Source organism: uncultured Methanobrevibacter sp. (assembly GCF_934746965.1).
GTDB lineage: Archaea > Methanobacteriota > Methanobacteria > Methanobacteriales > Methanobacteriaceae > Methanocatella.
In genome coordinates this window covers 171,697-195,287 of sequence record NZ_CAKVFS010000005.1, presented here as the reverse complement: position 1 = coordinate 195,287, position 23,591 = coordinate 171,697, and the positions used below count along the sequence as shown (strand labels likewise).

Below are 23,591 nucleotides of genomic sequence, written 5' to 3'. Positions count from 1 at the left end.
GTGAAATTTTATCAAAACGAAATTTCGTCTGTAAAAAAATTCAAAATCAAATAAGCCTATAAAATTTTACAGACTCATAATTTCAAAGAAATATGTTGCGTCATTTATCAAGTATTATAATTTAAATTGTTAAAGTTTAAATAGGAGATATCCTCTTTTCTTTTTAAACAGTCTGTTTCTTCCTGTAAAACAGATAATGCTAATGTTTCATTGTGTTTTTTAGCGAGTATCCGAAAAATTATTGATTCAAATATGCCTATACAAACAATTGTTACTATAAGGCATCCAAATCCAAAAACTTGTGCAAGTATTGAAAAAATTAGAGTTATTATTAAAACTATTACCATGTTATCTCTGCAAAATAAAAATTGTCTATTTTGTTGGTAGATCTTATTATCATATCTATGTTTTTGGTATATTTTATACCATAATTCATCTTCTTTAAGTTCAGTTTTAGGTTTGCCATTAACTTTTAATATCAACTCTACATCTATCAATTTTGAGTCATATTTTAGGCCATTGTTTTGTAATTTTGTAAAAATACCATATGCAAATCTATGAGGTTCATTTTTAGGGTATAATAATTTATATTTCCATTCACTTGAAACTAAATTATTAATTATATAAATGGGCAAATATAAAACAGGCACTGTGAGTACAATTGAAATCATATCACTATTTTTAATAAGTGTTGTGGGATTATTAAGAAGTAATGTAAATGCTACATTGAATATTATAGTATAAATCAATTTGTCATCATAATTTTTCAAATCGTCCATTATCCTACACCCAACATATAATTAAAAGTTTTTAGTTTAAATTTAATGTTCCCCTATATTGTTCTCCACTAAACAATCTGCATTTACCATTTTCAAATTTTAAAAAATCTTCATCAAATTCTTTTTCAGTATAAACATCTATTTTTCCAGTTACACATTCCAAAACAATATTTTTTGCCGTATTTTGAGTAATAGTATTAAAACCATCATAATAATTTAAATATTCTGATTTAGCTTCGCCTATAATAATTAATTTTGGTTCAATTTTATCTAAAATATCTTTAGGTATTTTTCCACTATTTCTACCATGATGTGGTGCAAATATAACATCAGCTTTTGGAAAATCTATTTCATCTTTAACTTTCTCAAGAAAATCATTTTCCATATCTCCAAACCATAATGCGGTTACTCCTCCATCTAATGAATATTTAATTATTGGAGATATATTATTAGCAGAATCATTTTCACCATTTTCTAATTTTTCTAATTCATATTTAAAAGATTCATTATTTATATTTGGCCATAAAATAAATATTTCTGAGCTACCTATATCATCATTGGCGCCATATGTTTGATTCAACCATTTTCTTGAGCAATTTTTAAATATGGGAAAATGTTTGTCAACATTGTCTCTAAGTTCACAGTATTTATTAAAATCATCTTCATCATCAAATTTGATTTTATTATCAACACAGTAAAAATTTCTAATTTGAAGTTTATTATCAAGCTCACTTAATCCTAATAAATGATCTTTATCTGGATGTGTTGAAATAAATCTTATAATTTCTTTTCCTTTTTTTGCACATATTATTTCATTAATAACTTTTTCTTTTCTTTCTTCAACTAAATTACAATCAATAATTGTAAAATTTTTTGTATTATGTTTTATATAGAACATATCTCCATTTTTCACACTAAAACTTTTTATTGTAGACATTATATCACCATTATTCGCAGGATAACTCTAATCTGCCATTGTTTATTAATGCACAAATATTTCCATCATTACGTGTAGTTAAACATCTACGTTTAACATGATTTCCATTTTTTAATACCCAAACTCCACAAGAATTTGAACTATATTTGTTGGATGCAGTAACCTCATCCTGATTACTTTTATCAGATATTATTGTAATCTTTGGTTTTAGATGATCCATTAATTCTTGTTTATAACAGGAAAATCGCCCATGGTGTGGTGCTAGTAATAAATCAATGCTTTGAGTATTTTCTAGAAAATCATGATTGTCTAACAGTTCTTCAATATTTGTTTTAGTATTATCTCCCATTAATAATATTTTTGCTCCTTCATATTCAATGAATGTAGAGATACTATAATAGTTCAAATCTGTTATATCACTTCGTAATGGCAAATAATGTTTAAAAAATAGCCCACCATTTACATCAGGATTGCATGGATCATTTTTAGCTTGCACTGGATAGTTATAATTTTTATTAAGTTCTAAATATTTTTCATATAATATTTTATCATCATATGTTTGTGCAGTTTTAATTTGTTTTTGAATTAAATCTAATGGGATGGAGTTATTTCGACCAAAAACTTCTGGTGTTTTACAATCAATTCTTGAAAGTCCACTTATATGGTCTTTGTGTGGGTGTGAAATTATTAAATAGTTTAAATCTCCCTTGAATGAGAATAGTGGATTCACACCTGTTTTTTCATCAATTCCTAAATCAAATAACATATTCATATTACTAGTTTCTATTAATGTAGAACTTCCTAAATTCACATCAAAAAATGTTAATTTTAATACAATGATCACCTCATTTTTTATTACATATGGTTATTATAATTTCTAATATATAAATTATTTGGTTATGAGTATAAACTAATAAAATAATTATACAAAAATAGATTATTCTTAATTTACATGTTAAAATAAGTATATTTGTAATTACAAATTTTTTTAAAAATAACATTTTTCTTATAAGTTTATGATTAAAGTTATTAAATCCAAAAAATACCCCATTAATTTTAAAATTCACAATAGAATATTCATTAAATTAAAGTTAATTTTGATATTTTTGTTCACCATATAAAGAAATTGGAAGAAAATAAATAAAGTTTTATTTTTTATAATATCTTAAAGCATACATAGTTAAACACACTAAAAAATGAACTTTGTTGAATTCCTTTTTGATTTTTGCAAAAAAATTTTTAAAATGATTTTATTTTTTTATTTTCATTTTAATTTCATTAAAATTATTTAAAAACTTCATTACATTATTTACAGTTAAAAATATACCTTAATTAAAAAAATAATCGTCATATATTCATATATAGTATCATGAAAAATAAATTATTAACATGAAACCTAAAAAATACTTATTTCCCAGTTAGTAACTTGTTTTCAAAGCAATTAAATCATTTGAATTTCTGTTTTTAAAAACTGGCACTTAAAAAAATTAAAGAGATAAAACCCTAATAATACTGTTAAAATGAGTATTTAAATATTCAAAAATCATGTTAAATAAATATTCAAGAGATTTTTTCAAAACATGATTTCACACAAGTAGCACTACTCTCAATTTTAGCAATAAAATTCTACACACAAAGCACATATATGCAAATAATTGACTTATTAAAATTATTTGACAAAATACAAAAACATTTACGATTAAAAAGAGATCTCACATTACACAAGACGTCATGAATTCTTTCAAAGATTATCAACCTCAATTACATGAATTAAACAACAAGACAGCATGCAACTTCACTTGTAAAAGAAAAATATTTCAACAAAGTCAAAAAAGAAAAAAATATATTTACATGATTAAATTACATTAATCATCCAATAAATTATAAATAGTGTCATTTAACATGTTAAAATTTAAAACAAAATCAATATTTGTAGAAGCTTCATGAAATGCATTATACATTTTTTTCCATCCAAAACCATCAGTAATCCATACAAACACCATGTCTTGTTCTTTAATCTGTTTATTTAAATCAATATACGCATTTGCAACTTCGATAGGTTTACTTCCACTACTAGCATAAAAATTACACTCAAATAAAAATTTAGGAACATCATTTTTATGAATTACGAAATCCAAACGTTTAGTTCTTTCAAAATTTAAAGTTTCTTCAGCAGATATCGTTAAATCTGGAAAATCTTTTATTTTTTTCTTCAATAAATCCCCAACAATCTTCTCAAAAATATGGCCACTTCTATTTTTTCTTGCATTAGTATCCAAACCTACTTCAACACCCATCAAATATGATTTTAAATCACGTATATTATTAAAAAGATTTAATAAACCCGTTTTTTCAGAAAAATCAACTATATCACCAATGTCTGAAGGAGATCTTTTTGAACAACTAACTTTCAAACATTTCATTTCATATTCATCCAATACAGCAATATTTTTTTCACGAATGGCCAATATAGAAGGCAATACTGAAATTACCTTCGGATGTTCCAAAATAATTTTTCTAAAATCATTTTCAACATCTGAAGAATCAACCAAAGTATTTAAAATATTAATTTCACGAGTAGTATCTTCTAATTTACCAAATATTTTTCCCCAATCGACATAAAAGTCATGAGTTCTATTTGTTTCCAACAATGTCTCATAAAAAGCTGATTCATAATCCGCTCTGGAACTATAACCTAATTTAGAATAATTAACCATAATCAATAATATACTAACAAAATATATAAAGATGTGTAATTAATAATTTCTAACAATAATTTCATTCACAGGTTTTCGCTTATTCCCATTACAATTAATCATACGAGGAGCTTTAACTCTATCTATAACAAAATCACCATACAAATCATCGAAAAAATTATCAGTTTCATCAGTATTCTTAGGATCAGAATTGCTTAAAATAACCTTTGCTCCAGAGCTAGAAATTCGCTTATAATACTTCGCCAACTCAATTTGGTCATCATCAGTAAAATCAAATTTAGAATAACTTGTAAAATTAGACGATTTAGACAATGGCCTATAAGGAGGATCTAAATACACTAATGAATTTTCATCAATAAATTGTTCAGATTCCAAAAAAGAAGCATTGATAATTTTAGTATTTTTTAAAGCAACAGATGCTGCAATTATATTTTCAGCATCAAATATGCTAGGATTTTTGTATTTTCCAAAAGGAACATTAAATTCACCTTTTTTATTAACTCTAAATAAACCATTGAAACACGTTTTGTTCATGAATATAATTTGAGCTGCTCTTTCAATAAATTCCTGAGAATAATTTTCAAAATCAAAATCATATAATTTTTCATTAAATGATTTCCTAATATTCAAATAAAATTCTTTTCTATCTTCATGATCTTTTGGAATAAACCTTTCTTTAATCTCACTTAATAAATCAATCAATTCATGAGGATTATTTTGAATAGTTTTATATACCACAATAAGTTCTGAATTAATATCATAAATATATGATTCACTAACATCATAATTAGACATCAAATAAAAAAATAAAGCTCCTCCACCTATAAACGGTTCAAAATATTTTTCAATTTTGCCAGATTCTTTAATAAATTTTGGAAATCTTAATTCAATCTCATTGATCAATTTAGATTTTCCTCCAGCCCATTTTAAAAATGGTTTTGCATCAATGTCAAATTCTTTAATTGTCTGCATTTAATATCCCTTTTAATATTTATAATAATGTATAATCTCTAACTAATAAAAATATTTAGATAGACCACCAGCAAAATAATATATTATTAAACTAACTAAAATAAAATATTAAATTATACAATTTAAAATTTAAAACTTATTAATTAATCATAAAAAAATCATCGGCTCAAACTAAGAATTGATTATTAAATAAATAAATCATAACTTATAATAACCACTAATTAAGAAATAAGAATCATGGATATCTTTGATGAATATATTGTTGGAAACCTTAGTAACATCAATTGGTGTTTTGAAAATACTCATTTTGTTCAAAGGCTTGATGATAATGGAATATCAAGAGAGTATATAGTTGACACTATCTTGAATGAGGAACCTTTAAGGTATGAACCTAATGGTAATCATCAGTATGAAGTTATTTTTCCAGCTCCGAAAACTAAGAAGTATTGCGAAATCAAGGTTGTTTTTGCTTGTGATAACAACACGATAAATTTAGTAACTGTAATGCCTAATGCAACAACTAATAGGCAGAAAAATACTTATAAATCTGATTCCTATAAGAAATTAGAAAAAAAGAGACTTAAAGCTTATTCTAAAAGGAAAAAATTTTATTAAAAGTGTGTTTTAAGGAGCATTAAACCCCTTTAAAACACTTGAGAAGGTTTTAAACGAATCAAAAAATAAATTTTTTGTTGATATATTTTTACAATATGATTTAAGAAAAACCATATTACATTTTAATATTTCTAGTAACCCTTATTTATAATCATCGACTTTTGTTAATATAACACTAGCTATAAGAACACTGAGAGTAATTAAAATATCAACAGTTAATTCCAGGAATCCCCCATTTTTAAATAGTTCGATTATTCCAAATGTCCAAACTATGAAAATTACACATGGCAATATATATTTAATAATTGTTTTCCATAATTTTCCAACATGCAATACAGAATTATTATTAACAACTTCTATTAAATCATCAATTCCTAAAATCCATCCAAATATAATGCACTGTAATGCAATTAAAAACAATATTCCAAACTGGTTTAAAAATCCATCAACTATTTCAACTAAATATGATGAAATTCCACATGTGAAAAACATTGAAATTACAAAACCTACACCACACAATATACTTGCTGATTTTTTACGTGAAACATTAAATTTATCACAGACAGAACTAAGTAACGGTTCTAAAAATCCTAAAGCAGAAGTTATTCCTGCAAATAAAATAGCTAAGAAGAATAATAATCCAAGTATACGGCCTGAAACACCCATTACATTGAAGATTGTTGGAAATACTATAAATACTAATCCTGTTCCCTGCTGTATTAAACTTTCAATTGGAACTCCTGAAGTTACAGACATAAAACCTAAAATAGAAAATACTCCGAATGCTGTGAATATTTCAAATCCAGAGTTTGAACTAACTACTATCAATACATTGTTAATTAATTTTGCATTTTTAGGTAAATAACTAGCATATGTAAGTGCAATAGCCATTCCTAGAGATAATGAAAATATTATTTGTGAAAATGCTGCTAGCCAAATATTAACATTAAATAATAAAGACCAGTCTGGTGTTAATAATGTTTTAATCCCCAAATTATGTCCAGGTAAAGTTAGAGAAAAGATTACAATACAACCCATTATAACAAATAATGCTGGAATTAATATTTTTGATACTTTACCTATTCCTGAATTTAAATCCCTATGTGAAATTAGCCAAATCATCACCCATACAATAATTAACCCAATTACTGTTGGGATTATTAAATGACCCCAACTGGAAATATTAGAATCTCCACCAACATAATTTACAAAAAAGCTAGAAGGATCACTACCCCATCCTAAAAATAGACTTGCTCCAAGATACACTACATCCCAAGCTAAAATAACCATATAATAGGTTACTACCCCAAATGCCAACAGACATAATATCCATCCAATTATTTCAAATTTAGGTTTTATTTTATGTAATAAATTTGAAAATGACATTTTAAATTTAAAACCTAATCCATATTCTAAAATTAAAAATGGAATCCCTAAAAGTCCTATAGCTACAAAATAAGGTATAAAAAAAGATCCTCCACCATTGGAATATAGCACATAGCTAAAACGCCAGATATTACCTAATCCAACAGCAGCCCCTATCATTGACATTAAAAAAGCAAGTGAAGAGTTCCACTCACCAGTATTGTTGTTACTCATGTTATCACTAGTTAATTAGCAAAATAAGATAAATATGGCGTTGAAAAATAGTAAATACTATCTCAAAGCCATGGAAATTGTTTGAATCCAGATTTATAGATTTTAATCTGTTTCTTCTTCGTTTTCAGAAAATAGCTGGTTTAACATCCAATCTGCATCATATTCTCTAATATCATCATATTCCTGACCCATTCCTAAAAATAAAATAGGTTTTTTAATTACATAACCAATAGATAATGAAGCTCCACCTTTACTGTCTGCATCTGCTTTAGTTAAAATAACTCCATCAATATCAATAGCTTCATTAAATTTAGATGCTTGTTGAGTTGCATCATTACCTGTTAAAGCATCCCCTACAAAAACAACCAAATCAGGTTTTGCAACTCTTTTAATTTTCTTCATTTCATCCATAAGATTAGTGTTAGTCTGCATTCTTCCAGCAGTATCAATTAAAACTAACTCTTTACCTTGAGCTTTAGCATGTTCAACAGCATCAAATGCAACTGCTGCTGGATCAGACCCTTTTTGATGTTTAATAAGTTTAACCCCAACATTATCTGCATGATATTTGACCTGTTCAATAGCACCAGCTCTAAAAGTATCTGCTGCAGCTATTACTGGAGTATAACCTTTTTTAAGATAGTAATTAGCTAATTTACCAATTGTTGTTGTTTTACCAGTACCATTAATACCTACAAACATTACAACAAGAGGTTCACCTTGTGCTTTTTTAGCTTCAATCATTTCAGTCATGGATTTGCCTGGGATATTAATAATTTCAGACACTGCATTTTTTAAAGCATTGTAAGTGTATTCTGTAATATCATTACTTCTTTTAATTTTACGACCAACTAAATCATCTTTAACAGAATCCACTACTTCACTAGCTACTTCCATAGCAACATCCCCTTCTAAAAGACCCATTTCAAGTTCCCATAAAATATCTTCAAGGTGTTTTTCTGAAATAGTTTTAGCAGTAATAAATGAAAACATACCACTTGGTTCTTCTTCATCATCGGGTGTTTCTTCCTCTTCATCAGAATTATCTTTATTCCTACTCCAGAAATGAGATTTAGATTCATTTTCATCATCATTTTCAGAAGTTTCTTTATTTTTATTCCTACTCCAAAAGTGAGATTTCTTAGATTTTTCTTCTTCAGAGTCATCAAGAGATTCTGCTTCAGACTCTTCCATAACTTCTTCATCAGATTCTTCTAAAACTTTTTCTTCGGATAAACTTTCTACTTCCTGAGGAATTTCAGCTACATCACTATTTTCTGGCTCTTTTTCTTTATTATCCTTTTTACCAAATGAAAAGAAGGAAAATTTTTTACCAGATTCTTCTTCAAGATTGTTTTCTTCCTGTGCTTCTTCAATAAGCTCTTCTTCTAATTTATCACTAGTACGTGAAAATTTCTTTTTCAAAGATTCAAACAAATTTTACACACCCTATTGGTTCAATTAGAAAATAATATGTTTTTTATAATATTTAAAAATAAAAAGTAAATAATACTGCATTAAAATTGTTAAATTAATCTAAAAATAAATAATTATCCTTATTTATAACTTAATAGATTATATATTAGCTATAACAAAGTATTATTGTATTTATTAAAGCGCTTTATAGAAATACTAAATTAATAAGGTGATTAAATGATTCAACGAAAGATACACAATAGTGAGGATAAACTTATGAAATACTTGGCAAAACACCATGGACAAGAATTTCTTTATTATTTAGATTCCCTCGAAAAAGAAGACAATAAAGTGCAAGTAAAATTACCCTGTAAAAAAATTAAAAAAGAGATACCTACTGAAATAATAACTCCTAATTTTAAAAATTTATTGATGGATTTTACATATGAAATGGAAGATTGCTCTATTACCCACTATGAACATTATAGTGGCAACTTAAACCCTGGAAATCTAATTCATGCTGGAAGATATGCTATAGAAAAACATGAAGAAACAGGAAAACCAGTAAACACAATAATTGTATCAACAGGAAATCCTGAAAAATCTCCCAGAGAAGCATGGATAGGAAAAGTAAATAAATTTACACCAATAAGAATAATATTTTTAAAAGAATATAATGGAGACAAAAGATTAAAAAAATGTTAAGAATAAAATTAAAAATAATAAAAAACTAACTTTTTTAGAAACATTAGATTTAATTTTCATACCATTCTTAAACACTACAAAAAATTCAGAACTAATTGTTGAGGAAATATGTTATTTAACTCAAAACTTAATTAATCCAACAAAAAAAGAAAGAGAATTATTATATTGGGGATTATTATTAACCTCAGCAATATTTATAAAAAACCCTGAAAAATTAGAAGAAATAAAAGAAGTGATTAAAATGCATGAAAAAAACTGGCAAGATATAATACACGAATACTGCGAAGAACTCCGCCAAGAAGGAAGAGATGAAGGAATATACGAAGCAAAAATAAAAACAATAAACGAAATAAAAACACTAGAAAAAGAAGGAAAAAATCTAACTGAAATAATAAATATATTAACTAATAATACGAACAAATCAATGAAAAAATAGAAAAAAATAAAAAAAGGAAGTTATTTAGTTTAATCCAGTAGCTGACATGTTTCCTTGAGCAACTGCTGCTATTTGTTCTGCTTGAGCAGATAAAGATCCGATAATATCAGATACTTGTTGCATATTAGCTAACATTTTATCTAAACTATCTTCCAAATCTTTTTTCTGTCTTGCAATAGTTTCTTTTGCTCCGTCAACATCTTTTTTAACAGCTATTCCAGAACCAATACTTACAATAACTTCATCAGTGTTTTTGAGTTCACCTTTAATGAAAGAACCAGCACCTACAGGTACGAAAGCTTCAACAGTATCCTTACCATCCAAATCATCTAAAGTGTTGGTTAATGCATCAACTTCAGCAATTGAAGCTCTAACTAATTCAATTTGTTGTTGAATTAAGTCTGATTGCTGTTTGTACATATTTATTTCATTAAGTAATTGATTAAATTTTTGCTGATCTTCCATAGTAACACCCTTATAAAATTTCTTTTAAAATTGGGTCTACAACATCTTCAGGTTCGATTTCAGCAATGTCTTTAATAGAAATTTGGTTTCTGTTTAAACCATGTTTACTTCCAAAACGTTCATAAATTTTTTCTTCTAAATCAGCCACATTAGTAGCTTTGTATTCTTTAGTAAATTTATGATATGAATCGCCCATTACAAAAGTACCTTTAACTCTGTAAATTTTTGTTATCATATTAACTCCTCAGGATATTATTTATAAATCGTCTAAAAAGCCTAATGCTTCTTCAACTCTAGCCATTTCAGGACCAGTACTTTCTTTAGCTACAATAGCTCCTTTTGAATTTGCAAGAGAGCATGCACCAACTAAAGAAATACCCCTACCTACAGTACCAATATCTCCTTCAACACCAAATACATCACGAGCAAAGTCTACTTCAGTTTCAGTAGCATTTTTATCCATTAAAAATCCTTTATTAGTAACTGTAATTAATGAACCAATAATATCACTTCCAACCATAGAAGTAGATTCAACATTAACATCTAAAGTATCTTCAATGACTTTAATTGCATCACTAGATAAAAATGGACTTACAATAGCTCCAGTATCATTAGCTGCAACAATATTACCTACTGCTGTGTAATTACCTGGAATTGTAGCTACATTTAAACCTAATTCCTCAAACTGTTTAACTTCTCTATCTAATACATGTGGGGAAACAACGATACCATTTGAATTAGCTACAGCTAAAGATCCAATAAGGTTACATCCAGAAATAGAAGATTTTACAACATCAACTTCTAAAGTTTCTTCAATCAACTTAACTCTTTCATCAAGAAGATTGTAAGGAACAATAGCTAAATTATCAGTTGCTAAAATAAATACTCCTACATTTGGATTATCCACAATGTTTATTCTTCTTAACATATTGTTGCCTCACCTTAGTATTGAAGTAGTATGTAGCTATTCTGCTAAAGTAGCTTCTACTACGCCATCATCATCTTTAACTGCTTTTACAGTAATTTTAGAAGGTATTTTTTGAATACCTCTTGCCCAAATTTCATGATTAATAGATTCATCAAGCTTTACTTCTTCAGCTTTCATGTGTTTGAATAAGAAGTTTTGTACTTCTCTGATAGCTCTAGGAGCTCTAATAGTCCTTTTGACTTTTTTTACATCTCTAAGTGGAATTGTATAAACTCTTTCCATGAAAAATCCCCCTTATAATTTAAGACTGTTTCTTCTCCAATGTCTAGGTTTAGGTCTGTATCTAAGTTTACGATTAGTTTTAGCATAAGCCCAGATTGGAATTCTTCTGTTTTGTTTATTTGCTTTTGCCATTCTTAATTTTTTAGCTAATGGTTTATTTCTACTCATTTTCTCACCTATATAATAATAATTATTTTTTATACCCAGTAACACGAGTTTGATAATGCTCAGGGAAAATATCTAACGAATTCCCTCCTTTTTCATCAATTAAAGTTCTTATTTCCACCTCATAATCAGAACTATTGTCCTTGTTGCTTTTTTCATGAGATATTTCAAATAAATTAGATGTTATTAACTTAATTGTTTTATAACCAAAACTATCCAAATTAATATATTGAACATCTTTTCTATCTTCAAGACTTTTAATTTGATTTATATTAAGTTTAGGAGTTCTATCATCCCTTCTAGTTCCATCGGCTATAATATCATACTTATCTGAAACCTCTTCAATAACATTTTCATGAATGAATTTAATTCCATCATTTGGAAATCCATCTTTCATAATCATGTCACAAGTTTTATCTAAAAGTTCAATATCCAAATTAAGAACTTTATGATCAAACCCAAGAGATTTAGCTGAAAGGCTTGCTGGAATATAAGAATCATAAACACCAAAATTGGCACTACACAACTCTACATCAAGACCAAGTCTTTTAAGCATAACAGCCATAAAAGAACTGTCTTTACCTCCACTATATAATACACAAGCTTTCATCAATATTATTTCCTTGTAATTTTAATTTCCCTTTTCTGACCAGCTATTTGTTTTAAGAGTACTTTTAACTGATCATCAGTTACTTTACCTCTTAAACTACCAGCTTGAGCAGATTGGATTAATTGAATTTCAATTTGATTAACAAGCTCAGGTTTAGTCAATTTAAGGTTAGCTAATCTAGAACGTGCTTCAACAGTTAATATTTGAGCTATTAAAGCTTTCTTTTGTTCCTCAAATTGTCTTTTAGCTTCTTGCTGTTGCATTTGTTGTTGTGCTTGTTGTTGCATTTGACCTTGTGCAGCAGCTTGTTGAGCTTCTAATTCCGCCATTCTTTTACGACGAATTTCATCAAGATCACTCATATCAAACTCTCCAAATAATTTAATTAATATTTTGCAAGATTAGGAATATCCTTAATGATTTCAGCAGAAATTTTGTCTAAGAATGATCTTCCTGCTGGAGTAACAACTCTTCCACCTACAACTTTTTCAACATATCCTGCATCTTCTAATTGGTGTAGTGCATTCCTAATGATTGCTCCACTACCTTTTCTGAATACTTCAGGAGTTACTCCACGGTCTTTTTTACCACCGTAGAAAGTTCTTAAACTCATAACTCCTACAGGTCCATCCATGTACACTCTTCTAATGATAGATGCGCATCTGGTATACCACCAGTCGACATCTTCAGGTTTTCTTTCTTTGTGAACACCAGTTTTTACAAAATTGGACCATGCAGGGGAATTGATTTTATCATTGTTTTTAAATTCTTCTGCGACTTTTTTAATTAATAAATCTGCAGGTACATCAAATACAGTAGTCATATTAATTCTCCAATATTTAATTTTAAATAATTGTCCTCATAATCAACTGTAAATTTAAGACCTAATAAAAATAGGGCCTGTAACTCTAAATTTAAGCAATGTTTTTTAAGGCTTTTTTTTATAGATGATTGCGACATTTCCTCTAACATCGATAAGTTTAGATCTAGTTTTTTGAACAATGTCATCTATGTAATCATCTTTATTTTTAGCGATATTTTTTGCAAATTTAAGTTTAACAATTTCATTAGCTTTAAGTTGGCGTTTAATTTCTTCAATGACATTGTCATTAACACCAGCTTTACCAATATTCATTGTCATAGCGGAAAGAGCTCTATTCATCATTTCTTTCTTTGATTGACTCATATTTAGCTCTCCTTTTATCTTTTTTCTCCTTATGATAAGGAATTTTCATAACATGACCACACTCACCACATAAAATATTAACTTCTTCGTTAACTAGCCGGACTGTAGTGTTGTGACCAGGGTAGAGAAATTTATTACACTTTTTACAATACCTTCTTGACCATTCATCAGGAATTTTAGTATTATACTTAGTAGACAATTTTTTAGCTAAAACAACATAACGATTACTTCTTTCAGGGTGCTTCTCAAATTCTAATTCAGCACGTTCAAAAAGAATATTCATACGTTCAATAGCTATATCAGTCATCCACTTTGGTCTTTTTCCTCTACTCAAAGATATCCTCCTCATAATTATAATAATAACTATCAAATTAGGATATAATATTCAAAAATTGAATTAAAATGATTTGCGCATATTAAAACAAAAACCATAGTTAAAATAACCTTAGGTTAATATGAATATTAAAAATAAATCTGTTTTTCTATATTTATAAAGGTTATGTTAAAACGAACTATTATCCCATATATTTAAAATATTAAATACTATTATTATCAATAGTAATACAAGGTGAAAAACTATGGCATTTTTAGATAAAGTTATTGGCTATGGCGATGTAAGTGACGAAATGGACAAGGATTATGTAAGTGAATTCTTTTTTGAAGATGAAGAAGTAATCCAATCATATCAATTTATAAGAGACCAAATAATATTAACTAATTACGGAATTTATGAAGTAGATGTTCAAGGAATAACTGGTAAAAAAGTAGAAGTTAAATTCTTCCCACGTGACACTATTAAAACTATTTCTTTTGAAACTGCTGGAACTTTAGATATGGATGTAGATATTAAAATTGGAGTATCCCATAATACAGTAGTTACAGCTGAAGGCGCAGCTTACAGTGCACCATTATCTTTTAAAGTACCTGAAAGTCAAGCTGAAGAAGCAAAAGAAATTGTACACTTAGTAAAAGCACATTATTTATTCTAAATAATGTCTTAACTTTTTTTAAAATACTAAACAAAATTCTTCCCCATATTCCTTAAATACCAACCAACCAATCCATGAAATTAATCTCATCAAATGCGTGCTCTTTTTTATCAAAAATAACATCAACTATTTGATTAATTATTTCATCAATCGTTAAATCACCAGCATTTATCTCAATTACATCATCTAAATAAGTATCATAAGCTTCAGCACCACACACATCTAATGCCTCTGCTTCTAAATTTTCTCTAATTTTAGACTCAGAATAATTTCTGCTACTTAATCTTTCTTTTAAAATATCTGGATGAACTCTCAAAATTATTACTTTATCTGCACCTAAGCACAAATGAGACAAATGACCTTCCACAATAAGTAAGTTATCTGAATCAAGTTTATCAATGATTTCTCCTAAAACTCCATTTAATTTATCAACATCAATAATTTTATAACCCTTTTTATCATCAATCCCCAAAACTAAATCTTTATTAATAGCTAATTCATTTACTCGTATTAAATTAGCACCTAATCTTTGAGAAAGTTCATTAGCTACAGTAGTTTTTCCAACACATGGAGTACCACTTATAAAAATAACTTGATTCATATTACTCACAGCCTATTTTTTAAGGATAATTCTTAAAACATCCTCATCTTCTAAAACATGATCAGGTCCAACTTTTTGACCAGGAAATTTAACAGAAGTTCCCCATATCTTAGCATGGCGGAAATTCCTTACAAATTCTTTATGTAATTTATCACAAGCATCAATAACTGTTGAACCTTTTTTAATAACTAAAGGATCATTCATATCTGCTTTTCTTCCTTGTGGTTTAAGATAAACACGAACAAGGTTTAAATTTTCAAATATTGTTTCTTTAAGATTATCGATATTCAATTTTTTATCAGCTGAAATTGGTATAAACTCTGGAAGTTGTTTTTTCATTTCTTCGAGATATGTTTTATCTACAAGGTCAACCTTATTTAATAAAATTAACATTGGAACATATGATTTATTCCTATCCAAAACATCAATAAATTGATCTATTGTTACATCATCTCTAAAAAGCACATCTGCATTATGCATACCATACTCATTTATAATAGACCTAATAGTTTTTTCATCCAAATGTGTAAGTGGAACTGTTGAAGATACATGAATACCACCAGTTCTCCTTCTATTTACAGTTACATCAGGAGGTCTTTCATTTGGTCTAATACCAATATTTCTTAATTCTTTTAAGATAACATCTAAATGTTGTGGATTTAAAACATCTAAAACAACTACAATCAATTCAGCAGTCCTAGCTACAGATAAAATTTCTCTTCCCCTACCTTTACCAGTACTTGCTCCAGTAATAATTCCCGGAATATCAAAAACTTGTATTTTAGCATTTTTATACTCCATAACCCCCGGAACAATATCTAAAGTAGTAAATTGATAAGCTCCAACTTTACTTTCAGCATTAGTAAGCTCATTTAAAAGAGTAGATTTACCAACAGAAGGAAATCCAACAAGAACCACAGTAGCATCACCAGATTTCTTCACATGAAATCCTTGACCTTTTGTTCCAGAACTACTTCTTTGAATAGATTCTTCTTTTAATTTAGAAAGTTTAGCTTTGAGTTTACCAATATGGTGAGAAGTAGCCTTGTTATATGGTGTCTTTTGAATTTCATCCTCAATATCTTTAATTTTCTCTTCTATTCCCATTAAATCACCATATTTAATTAAAAAAAGAGATTAGGATAAATATCCTAATCAAAATTAAGCCTTAGTAGTGTTAGTATTAACACTAGCACCACCAGCTACCGTGTTATTATAGTTTACTTGCCACAATGAAACACCATTTTCCATATGAACCATGGTGAATTCATCTTGACCCATACCACCTAACAAGTATAATCTAGTAAACATTGAATCAGCTAATTTATTATGCATTATAATAGGAGTATAAACGTTCTTTTCACCCATTAAGAATAATGTATAATTAGAGTCACTTGGAGCTCCTTTAATTGATTCATTTTTAACTAATTGATTGTCTTCAATTACCATAACACGAGATACATTTAATGGATTGTATTCAGAACCATTTAATTTAAATACAGAACCATTTTCTGCATATACTGCTTCAGTATGACCAGTAGTAGTATTATTTCCAGTACCTCTTGAAATAACTGCATCATATTCAAGACCAGATTCATTAATTAATGCTAACCTACCAGTAGATCCTGGTTCAACAGTTACTTGTTGAGAAGGCACATAATAATTGAAGTTTGTAGAATTCTGTTTATTAAAGTCCCATGCACCAAAGTAACTCCACCAACCTGCTTTTTGTAACATATCTGAACTTGCTACAAATATAACCGGTCTTGGATTATCAGGATGAGTAAGCGGTATAATAGTATTTGCTTGATCACTAGATAAACCATAAGTATTAATTAATGTATTTTTAGCATCTGCTGCATTCTTAGGTAATATATCAATTAATATATGAGTAGCTTTACCTGGACTGCCAGTGTAATTAGTTAAAGTATTAGTAGCATTTTCACCAGTAGTTCCTAACATTCTAAAGATACCTACAGATAAATCTAGATTATCCGTCGACATTGCTTGACCTAGCCAGAATGCCCTACTGTTACCAGTTTGACTACCTCCATCAAATACTACTTGTCTATCAGCAGCAATCTCAAAGAGGTAACCGAAGTCCCACCAGGATGCAATTACAGTATCATTTGTAGTATGTTCATTAATCCATGACATTGAATTCCACATAGGATCACTAGTACCAGGCACTACTTGGTTAGAAGTTTGATAAGCACCACAAACAGTAGGAGTTATTAATGCAAGAGCAATAACAATAATAGCTACATACTTTTTAATAGGTACTTTAGTAGATGCAGACCTACTAGATTTTAATCCATATATAGTTATTCCACCAGCAATAACCATTAATAGGAATAATAATATTCCATACATTGGAGCAGTAACTGCTGCTAATGGGTATGATGCAAAGAATCCTGCTACTACAATAACTGCCATTAATAATTTATCATTATCAAGTTTAGTTTTAACATAGTCAGAAGCATAACCTACAAATATACCAGCCATTAAACCGAATGGTAATACAATAGTAGTAATAAACCTTGAACCTCTACTTACCGCAACTGCAGTAATTAGTACCCATACTATAAATAGGGTAGCAAACATTAAGTTCAAACGTTTAGCTTCAGTTACTTCATTATCTTTAGAGAATTTACTTACACTACCTAAAGATATTTTAAATTTACGATCATTATCAATTTTTTTGGAAGATGCTAATCTTTGAGATTTAGGTGGTTTTTTAGTTGTATTTCCAGTTTGTTTAACTTTTCTGTAATCATATATTCTTTTTGCAAAGATGAACAATACAGTTAAGCCTGCGAAGAATACAAATATTCCTCCAATACCGTTTATTACCCCATTTGAATTAGCAAGTAAGAATGAATCCATTCCTGCACCAAGCATACTTGGCATTTGCATCTCTGCAACAGAAATAAGTACATTAGGGAATCCACCTACAACTGTTGAAGTTGATTGCAAGGATAATAAACTAGTTAAACTACCGAATATATCTAATACACCATCTACACCTTTAAATGCTGCAAGACCAACAAATCCAATAATACCTAAAATAACAATAGATATTAAATCTTTTTGATGTACAAACCAAGCAAGTTTGCTTGAGTACAATTCTCTTTCACTATCACCAATGTTAAATAAATAACATAATATTAAGTACACAACTGAAAAGATACCCATAAGTCCTACATAAAATATGTATCCAGTCCATGATTGGGAGAAAAGACCAATAGATATAATAGATAATACTGCAAATACGATTTTTGCAATAAGATTTTTAGATCTCAAACTCTCCATGAAGAACAATATGAAGAATAATGAAAAGATATAATAGAACATATCTGTATCAAAAAATCCTGGGAATGTGTGTGCAAAATAATTTGGTGCAAGTACAATTATTAATGTAGCTGTTATTGCACCCAAATCATTAGTCAGACGTCTAGCAAAGATAAACGCAGGAATCACTGCAAAAGATGCTACAATAGCACCAGTCCAGAATGCAACTTCTTGAACTGTGTAATCACCAAAGAATTGGTTCGCTATATTATAGAAAAATGATGTTACCCACACAATAGCTAACTCATAATTAATATTATTACCATCTGGGGAATTCCTATGGTTATCCCAGCTTGAACCATTGACTATTTCGTCTCCTACATGTCCATGATCAACGAAGTTTTCAGTCAACCTTAAGTTATAATATGAGTCCATTTCACTAAAATAAGGAAGACCTGAAGCATCTTCGTATTCTGCCTTCAAATCATCAGTAGGCAAAATATTAAGATCCGCTGCAGGAGCTCTTAATGCAAAAACAACAGCTAACAGAATCAAAATAATGATTGCTGATTTACTTATTGTTAATATTGTTTTTTTATTCATCAAAATCCTCGATATTATCTAATCAACATGACGTAAATCACATCAATCAGATTCATTTATAAAACTTATTTAAAATTATAAGAATGTTAAAGAAATAAAAATATTTTGGGCAAAAACCATCAATACTTTTATTAATTTATATCTATTATTTTTAACATTATTAAATATTATGCATTTAAAAAAAAATTAGAAAAAATAAAGTCTATTGGACTTTATCTTTTAGCTCATCTAAAGAACAAGTAAAGCGACATTTTGGAAAACCTCTACATCCCACAAATTCACCATACCTGCCAGACCTTTTAATCAATTCTTTACCACAATTAGGGCAAATCCCCACTACTTCCATTTCACGAGGCTTAGTATTCTCCTTACCACAATTAGGATCAAGACATGCGTGTTGACGTGGCTTACCAAAAGAAATCATAGGTAATCCGCAGGTTTTACAGGTTTTCTTTAAGAAGTTGACTCCTTTAGGAATAGAGTAAGTCACTTTACAATCAGGATAATTAGAACATCCCACAAAATTACTTTTATTTTTAGGAGAATATTTTTTAACTAAATTTCCACCACATTTACATTTACCAACAATATTACTTTGCTGATAAGCATCATAAATTTGTGAACCAATTTTAACTTTATTTTTATCAATATCTCCTAAAATAACTTTAACTTCTTTTTCACCCTCACTTACAACACTTTCACGAGTAGCTTTATCCTTATCTATACCTTCAAGTTTATTTTCAAAATCACGAGTTAATTCTTCACTTGTTAAATTAGAACAATATTCACTTAAAGTATCAATTATGTTCTCACCAAGTTGATTAACTTCAATTTTATTTCCAGATATATATTTTCTATCATATAATTTATCAATAATATCTGCACGAGTAGCTTTAGTTCCAAGTTCCCTTTTTTCAAGTTCTTTAATTAAAGAAGCTTGATTATATCTTGCTGGAGGTTTAGTTTCTTTTTCTTCTGAAAGAATTTCATTAACAACAAGAGAATCTCCTTCTTTAACTTCAGGGAATTTTTCATTATCTATTTTTTTAAATGGATAATGTTCTAACCAACCTTTATGAGTAACTCTTCTACGTCTAAATTTGAAGTTTTCTCCACCAATATCAAGTATAGTACTCATTGTTCCAAAAGTAGCTGCTTCAAAGAACACTGAAATAAATCTATAAACAATTAACTGATATATTTTTAATTCATCCTTATCTAATTTATCAGGTAAAATACCAGTTGGATGTATAGCTGGGTGAGCAGCATCTTCCTTTTTACCTTCATTAGGTTTTAATTTAGCTGGAAGAGCCTGAATATGTGGTTTAAATTCAGTGTTTTTAGATAATTGTAAAAGTATATTTTTAAAATCTAAACTTTCAGGTAATTTTTGAGATGAAGTACGAGGATAAGAAGTATATCCTGCAGTATAAAGACTTTGAGCTATTGTTTGAGTTTTTTTAGGAGAAAAACCAAATACATTATATGCTTCAGATTGCAAACCACCTAAATTAAATGGTACTGGAGGTTTTGTAGTTGAATTAGACAATCTAATCTTATCAACAATAGCATCTTTATTTTCACAGTTTGCAAAAATCTCTTCAGCACGTGTTTTATCAAATATTTTTCCATCAACATGATCTGCTTCAATTTCATCTATAAGTAATGCTTTAATTAACCAGTATGGTTCAGGTACAAATTTTTTAATTTCTTTTTCACGATCAACTAAGATAGATAAAGTCGGAGTTTGAACTCTTCCTGCAGATAACTTTAAAAATCTTTTTTTAGCTACACTTACAGATTTCATTAAAGCTTTTGATATGTTTACACCAAAATAAAAATCTAAAATATGTCTAGCAACACCACTATCTACTTGGTGCTGGTCAATAGGTATTCTATTTTCATATGCTTCAACAATATCTTTTTTAGTCAAAGTTGAAAATTTCATTCTTGAAGCTTTGCTTAATGCCTCTTCTCCACAACCATATTTCAATGCATGATAACCAATTAATGTTCCTTCTATATCATAATCGCATGCATGAATATAATTATCTGCATCTTTAGCATACTTCTTAATAGCTCTCACATAATCTTTTGTATAATTTTTACTTTTTTTATCAATTTCAAATAAAGGCGCCCAATGTAAATCAAAATAAACTTTTTCCTTAGAATCATCAGGAGTTAAAGAATATAAATGCCCTACAGCAGATAATACAGTTATATCCTTACCATCTCTTTCTAATGTCCAGTATTTAACTTTTTTATTATATACATTCTTTTTAGCTTTAGAAGACAATGCTTTAGCTATTTTTTCTGCAGATTTTGGTTTTTCGCAAATTATTACTTCATTCATTGTACCTGTACCATTTTTTTAAATTTTTAAATTTTAAAAATTTGTAAATTACTGATTTAATATTTAAAATAATTAATCATATAAAAATATTTCCATTAAAAAGAAAATTAATTTTTTAAATTTTTAAAAAATAAGATAAAATCAATTAAAAATAATTATAAATCCTCTCTGTAAAAACTGTAGAATTCAGCACAATAATCACAAATCGGATATTTATCATACCTATAATAAGCAAGTTCTGACTTATTCATATCAAACTTCTTACCACATAAAAAACAAGTTTCAATTTTTTCTTCATTAGACATGATATTACCTTAAAAGAAAAAATAAATAAAAATTAAAGTAATTTGATTAAATTACTTAATTAATATTATATTTTTGTAAAAGTAAGAGCTCTTCAGTAGATAATTTTCCACCATGTTTGAATTTATCAAAGATTTCTTCAGCTCTTTCTTTTTCTTCACGATTTTTGTTACCAGAAGATGAAGAAGATTTATTAGTATTGGATCTTCTTTTTCTAGGTCTGTTAGAACCTAATTTTTTGTTGATAACATGAATATCGCTTAAAATGGATTTGAATTCTTCATGTTTTGCAGAAGCATTTTTACGAGCTTCGATGAACTTTTTATGAGCTTCATCAGCTGCAGTTCTAATATCATCAGTTTTTCTGAAGAATTTAAGCATTTCTTCATGAGCTGCTTGAGCTTTTTCAGAAAATGCAATAACTTTTTCGTGTTCATCTTCAGATAATTTTTTGAGATCTTGTGCTTCATCTTTAACAGATTCATCTTCATGAATTTCCATTAATTGTTTTCTTAAATCATTTGCATTTTTAACAAGTTGATTTTCTTTTTTAATATCTAAAACACGAGTTTCAATGATTTTATCAATCTTTTTAATCTCATTTTCTATTTTAATTTTGTCACGTTTACCAGAAGACCATTCTAAGTTTCTAATTTTATTATTAGCTTCATTACGTGCTTTTTTAGCTGCTTCAACTTGTTTATTGATTTCGTTACGTTCGTTTCTGAATTCAATAGCTTTGTTTAAGTTTTCTTTTAATGATGCATTTAATTCATCACGGATTTTACGTTGTTCTTTAGCTATTTTGTTGAATTCTTCCCTTTCATCAGCAACTTTAGCTATTTCAGCTTCTTTTTCATCTTTTTGTTTTTTTACACCTTCCATAGTGTCAGCTAAAACAAAATCAGATTCAGGAAGACCGTTGTCTTTAGGTTTTTCAGCTTCTTCAGTAGATTCTTCTACTTGTTCAGTTTCGCTATCTTCAGCAACATCAGTGGATAATTGATTAACAATTTCGTCTAAGACTTTGGTTAAGTCTTTTTCATCTACTACAATATCAGCTGTTTCTTTAACAGAATCTTTTGCATTGAAAGCAATTCCAACACCAGCTGATTCAATCATGGAAATGTCGTTAGCTCCATCTCCAACTGCAACAACTTCTTCTAAAGAAGTGTCATTACCTTCAATATGTTCTTTTAATACATCTAATTTAGAACCAGATACTAAAGGTCCAGTTACTTCACCAGTTAATTTACCATCTTCAACAGTGAAACTATTTGTGTAAACATTATCAAGCCCAAGTTTGTCTTTAACTGCTTGTGCAACAATGTCAAAACTACCACTAATAATAGCTACATCTAATCCTTCTTCTTTTAAACGTGCAATGGTTTCTTCAGCACCAGCCATTAATGGAAGTTCATCAGCAACTTTTTGAATTTCTTCTACAGAAGTTCCTTCAAGAAGTTTAACCCTGTCTTTAATAGAAGTTTCAAAGTCGATTTCTCCTTGCATAGCTTTTTCAGTAATTTCAGCTATTTCATCTTCAACATTTGCTAATTTCCCTATCTCATCAATTGCTTCTCCATCAATAATAACGTTATCTAAGTCAAATACTACGAGTTTAATCAATCATACCACC

General features: G+C 28.4%; 27 protein-coding genes. 4 read left to right on the top strand and 23 right to left on the bottom strand.

The window, feature by feature from the left end; all coding sequences use genetic code 11:
- Positions 1-107 precede the first annotated feature (107 nt).
- From Q0984_RS05755 to Q0984_RS05735, 5 genes are all read right to left on the bottom strand, one after another.
- Entirely contained in the window at positions 108-779 is a 672-nt protein-coding gene (locus tag Q0984_RS05755) for a hypothetical protein (protein ID WP_299524914.1), read from the bottom strand.
- A 31-nt stretch (positions 780-810) separates the two neighbouring features.
- On the bottom strand, positions 811-1,716 hold the full coding sequence (locus Q0984_RS05750) for a hypothetical protein (RefSeq protein ID WP_299524911.1): 906 nt from the start codon (positions 1,714-1,716) through the stop codon (positions 811-813).
- A gap of 10 nt (positions 1,717-1,726) precedes the next feature.
- Positions 1,727-2,527, bottom strand: coding sequence for a ComEC/Rec2 family competence protein (locus Q0984_RS05745; RefSeq protein ID WP_299524908.1), 801 nt, complete (start codon positions 2,525-2,527; stop codon positions 1,727-1,729).
- Between the two features lie 1,054 nt (positions 2,528-3,581).
- Entirely contained in the window at positions 3,582-4,433 is an 852-nt protein-coding gene (locus Q0984_RS05740) for a type II restriction endonuclease (RefSeq protein WP_299524906.1), read from the bottom strand.
- A 39-nt stretch (positions 4,434-4,472) separates the two neighbouring features.
- On the bottom strand, positions 4,473-5,405 hold the full coding sequence (locus Q0984_RS05735; protein WP_299524903.1) for a DNA adenine methylase: 933 nt from the start codon (positions 5,403-5,405) through the stop codon (positions 4,473-4,475).
- 237 nt (positions 5,406-5,642) lie between these two features.
- Here Q0984_RS05735 and Q0984_RS05730 point away from each other — a divergent pair, with 237 nt between their 5' ends.
- On the top strand, positions 5,643-6,020 hold the full coding sequence (locus Q0984_RS05730) for a DUF4258 domain-containing protein (protein ID WP_299524900.1): 378 nt from the start codon (positions 5,643-5,645) through the stop codon (positions 6,018-6,020).
- Positions 6,021-6,161: 141 nt separating this feature from the next.
- Here Q0984_RS05730 and Q0984_RS05725 read toward each other — a convergent pair whose 3' ends face one another.
- Positions 6,162-7,619, bottom strand: coding sequence for a sodium-dependent transporter (locus Q0984_RS05725; protein ID WP_299524897.1), 1,458 nt, complete (start codon positions 7,617-7,619; stop codon positions 6,162-6,164).
- 102 nt (positions 7,620-7,721) lie between these two features.
- The gene (ftsY, locus tag Q0984_RS05720; RefSeq protein WP_299524894.1) at positions 7,722-9,056 is read right to left on the bottom strand and encodes a signal recognition particle-docking protein FtsY; all 1,335 of its coding nucleotides are present in this window, start codon (positions 9,054-9,056) and stop codon (positions 7,722-7,724) included.
- A 216-nt stretch (positions 9,057-9,272) separates the two neighbouring features.
- On the opposite strand from ftsY, the gene Q0984_RS08890 reads away from it, so the two are divergent.
- Positions 9,273-9,740, top strand: coding sequence for a hypothetical protein (locus Q0984_RS08890; protein WP_365907105.1), 468 nt, complete (start codon positions 9,273-9,275; stop codon positions 9,738-9,740).
- A gap of 241 nt (positions 9,741-9,981) precedes the next feature.
- Positions 9,982-10,176: a hypothetical protein gene (locus Q0984_RS08885; RefSeq protein WP_365907103.1), complete on the top strand. Its 195-nt coding sequence runs from the start codon at positions 9,982-9,984 to the stop codon at positions 10,174-10,176.
- Between the two features lie 24 nt (positions 10,177-10,200).
- Here Q0984_RS08885 and pfdA read toward each other — a convergent pair whose 3' ends face one another.
- The 10 genes from pfdA to Q0984_RS05665 form a co-directional block, all read right to left on the bottom strand.
- A complete protein-coding gene (pfdA, locus tag Q0984_RS05710) occupies positions 10,201-10,641 on the bottom strand; it encodes a prefoldin subunit alpha (protein ID WP_299524891.1) in 441 nt (146 codons plus the stop codon).
- A gap of 10 nt (positions 10,642-10,651) precedes the next feature.
- Complete coding sequence (gene rpl18a, locus Q0984_RS05705; protein ID WP_299524888.1) at positions 10,652-10,876, bottom strand: 50S ribosomal protein L18Ae; 225 nt, start codon at positions 10,874-10,876, stop codon at positions 10,652-10,654.
- A gap of 21 nt (positions 10,877-10,897) precedes the next feature.
- Positions 10,898-11,569: a translation initiation factor IF-6 gene (locus Q0984_RS05700; protein WP_299524885.1), complete on the bottom strand. Its 672-nt coding sequence runs from the start codon at positions 11,567-11,569 to the stop codon at positions 10,898-10,900.
- Positions 11,570-11,605: 36 nt separating this feature from the next.
- On the bottom strand, positions 11,606-11,851 hold the full coding sequence (locus Q0984_RS05695; protein ID WP_299524882.1) for a 50S ribosomal protein L31e: 246 nt from the start codon (positions 11,849-11,851) through the stop codon (positions 11,606-11,608).
- A 12-nt stretch (positions 11,852-11,863) separates the two neighbouring features.
- Positions 11,864-12,019 (bottom strand): 50S ribosomal protein L39e, encoded by a 156-nt coding sequence (locus Q0984_RS05690; RefSeq protein WP_004032463.1) that lies wholly within the window; start codon positions 12,017-12,019, stop codon positions 11,864-11,866.
- A 22-nt stretch (positions 12,020-12,041) separates the two neighbouring features.
- The gene (locus Q0984_RS05685) at positions 12,042-12,626 is read right to left on the bottom strand and encodes a hypothetical protein (RefSeq protein WP_299524879.1); all 585 of its coding nucleotides are present in this window, start codon (positions 12,624-12,626) and stop codon (positions 12,042-12,044) included.
- Between the two features lie 5 nt (positions 12,627-12,631).
- The gene (locus Q0984_RS05680; RefSeq protein WP_299524876.1) at positions 12,632-12,988 is read right to left on the bottom strand and encodes a DNA-binding protein; all 357 of its coding nucleotides are present in this window, start codon (positions 12,986-12,988) and stop codon (positions 12,632-12,634) included.
- 23 nt (positions 12,989-13,011) lie between these two features.
- Positions 13,012-13,449, bottom strand: coding sequence for a 30S ribosomal protein S19e (locus tag Q0984_RS05675; protein ID WP_299524873.1), 438 nt, complete (start codon positions 13,447-13,449; stop codon positions 13,012-13,014).
- A gap of 105 nt (positions 13,450-13,554) precedes the next feature.
- A complete protein-coding gene (locus Q0984_RS05670; protein ID WP_299524870.1) occupies positions 13,555-13,812 on the bottom strand; it encodes a YhbY family RNA-binding protein in 258 nt (85 codons plus the stop codon).
- Positions 13,781-14,146 carry a ribonuclease P protein component 4 gene (locus tag Q0984_RS05665; RefSeq protein WP_299524867.1) on the bottom strand — a complete coding sequence of 122 codons (366 nt, stop codon included), beginning with the start codon at positions 14,144-14,146 and terminating at the stop codon, positions 13,781-13,783. The genes Q0984_RS05670 and Q0984_RS05665 overlap by 32 nt, the downstream gene beginning before the upstream one ends.
- Before the next feature lie 244 nt (positions 14,147-14,390).
- Here Q0984_RS05665 and Q0984_RS05660 point away from each other — a divergent pair, with 244 nt between their 5' ends.
- Entirely contained in the window at positions 14,391-14,801 is a 411-nt protein-coding gene (locus Q0984_RS05660) for a PH domain-containing protein (RefSeq protein ID WP_299524864.1), read from the top strand.
- A gap of 52 nt (positions 14,802-14,853) precedes the next feature.
- Here the strand turns inward: Q0984_RS05660 and Q0984_RS05655 are convergent, their stop codons facing one another.
- The 6 genes from Q0984_RS05655 to serB all read right to left on the bottom strand — a co-directional run bounded on the left by Q0984_RS05655 (position 14,854) and on the right by serB (position 23,581).
- Complete coding sequence (locus Q0984_RS05655; protein WP_299524861.1) at positions 14,854-15,402, bottom strand: adenylate kinase family protein; 549 nt, start codon at positions 15,400-15,402, stop codon at positions 14,854-14,856.
- Between the two features lie 12 nt (positions 15,403-15,414).
- Entirely contained in the window at positions 15,415-16,509 is a 1,095-nt protein-coding gene (locus Q0984_RS05650; protein WP_299524858.1) for a GTP-binding protein, read from the bottom strand.
- A gap of 54 nt (positions 16,510-16,563) precedes the next feature.
- Positions 16,564-19,296, bottom strand: a complete 2,733-nt coding sequence (locus Q0984_RS05645; RefSeq protein WP_365907097.1) for an STT3 domain-containing protein — start codon at positions 19,294-19,296, stop codon at positions 16,564-16,566.
- A gap of 202 nt (positions 19,297-19,498) precedes the next feature.
- Positions 19,499-21,649 carry a DNA topoisomerase I gene (gene topA, locus Q0984_RS05640; protein ID WP_299524855.1) on the bottom strand — a complete coding sequence of 717 codons (2,151 nt, stop codon included), beginning with the start codon at positions 21,647-21,649 and terminating at the stop codon, positions 19,499-19,501.
- A 155-nt stretch (positions 21,650-21,804) separates the two neighbouring features.
- The gene (locus tag Q0984_RS05635; RefSeq protein WP_299524852.1) at positions 21,805-21,954 is read right to left on the bottom strand and encodes a hypothetical protein; all 150 of its coding nucleotides are present in this window, start codon (positions 21,952-21,954) and stop codon (positions 21,805-21,807) included.
- A gap of 55 nt (positions 21,955-22,009) precedes the next feature.
- Positions 22,010-23,581: a phosphoserine phosphatase SerB gene (gene serB, locus Q0984_RS05630; protein ID WP_299524849.1), complete on the bottom strand. Its 1,572-nt coding sequence runs from the start codon at positions 23,579-23,581 to the stop codon at positions 22,010-22,012.
- Positions 23,582-23,591 lie beyond the last annotated feature (10 nt).

Coding starts and splice junctions, on each gene's coding strand:
- topA (WP_299524855.1), bottom strand. CDS start 21,649: ATGAATGAAGTAATAATTTGCGAAAAACCAAAATCTGCAGAAAAAATA.
- Q0984_RS05655 (WP_299524861.1), bottom strand. CDS start 15,402: ATGAATCAAGTTATTTTTATAAGTGGTACTCCATGTGTTGGAAAAACT.
- Q0984_RS05650 (WP_299524858.1), bottom strand. CDS start 16,509: ATGGGAATAGAAGAGAAAATTAAAGATATTGAGGATGAAATTCAAAAG.
- Q0984_RS05690 (WP_004032463.1), bottom strand. CDS start 12,019: ATGAGTAGAAATAAACCATTAGCTAAAAAATTAAGAATGGCAAAAGCA.
- Q0984_RS05645 (WP_365907097.1), bottom strand. CDS start 19,296: ATGAATAAAAAAACAATATTAACAATAAGTAAATCAGCAATCATTATT.
- Q0984_RS05680 (WP_299524876.1), bottom strand. CDS start 12,988: ATGAGTGATCTTGATGAAATTCGTCGTAAAAGAATGGCGGAATTAGAA.
- Q0984_RS05750 (WP_299524911.1), bottom strand. CDS start 1,716: ATGTCTACAATAAAAAGTTTTAGTGTGAAAAATGGAGATATGTTCTAT.
- Q0984_RS05725 (WP_299524897.1), bottom strand. CDS start 7,619: ATGAGTAACAACAATACTGGTGAGTGGAACTCTTCACTTGCTTTTTTA.
- Q0984_RS05675 (WP_299524873.1), bottom strand. CDS start 13,449: ATGACTACTGTATTTGATGTACCTGCAGATTTATTAATTAAAAAAGTC.
- Q0984_RS05695 (WP_299524882.1), bottom strand. CDS start 11,851: ATGGAAAGAGTTTATACAATTCCACTTAGAGATGTAAAAAAAGTCAAA.
- Q0984_RS05755 (WP_299524914.1), bottom strand. CDS start 779: ATGGACGATTTGAAAAATTATGATGACAAATTGATTTATACTATAATA.
- rpl18a (WP_299524888.1), bottom strand. CDS start 10,876: ATGATAACAAAAATTTACAGAGTTAAAGGTACTTTTGTAATGGGCGAT.
- Q0984_RS05685 (WP_299524879.1), bottom strand. CDS start 12,626: ATGAAAGCTTGTGTATTATATAGTGGAGGTAAAGACAGTTCTTTTATG.
- Q0984_RS05735 (WP_299524903.1), bottom strand. CDS start 5,405: ATGCAGACAATTAAAGAATTTGACATTGATGCAAAACCATTTTTAAAA.
- Q0984_RS05670 (WP_299524870.1), bottom strand. CDS start 13,812: ATGAGTCAATCAAAGAAAGAAATGATGAATAGAGCTCTTTCCGCTATG.
- Q0984_RS08885 (WP_365907103.1), top strand. CDS start 9,982: ATGCATGAAAAAAACTGGCAAGATATAATACACGAATACTGCGAAGAA.
- Q0984_RS05730 (WP_299524900.1), top strand. CDS start 5,643: ATGGATATCTTTGATGAATATATTGTTGGAAACCTTAGTAACATCAAT.
- Q0984_RS05635 (WP_299524852.1), bottom strand. CDS start 21,954: ATGTCTAATGAAGAAAAAATTGAAACTTGTTTTTTATGTGGTAAGAAG.
- pfdA (WP_299524891.1), bottom strand. CDS start 10,641: ATGGAAGATCAGCAAAAATTTAATCAATTACTTAATGAAATAAATATG.
- Q0984_RS05660 (WP_299524864.1), top strand. CDS start 14,391: ATGGCATTTTTAGATAAAGTTATTGGCTATGGCGATGTAAGTGACGAA.
- Q0984_RS05700 (WP_299524885.1), bottom strand. CDS start 11,569: ATGTTAAGAAGAATAAACATTGTGGATAATCCAAATGTAGGAGTATTT.
- Q0984_RS08890 (WP_365907105.1), top strand. CDS start 9,273: ATGATTCAACGAAAGATACACAATAGTGAGGATAAACTTATGAAATAC.
- Q0984_RS05740 (WP_299524906.1), bottom strand. CDS start 4,433: ATGGTTAATTATTCTAAATTAGGTTATAGTTCCAGAGCGGATTATGAA.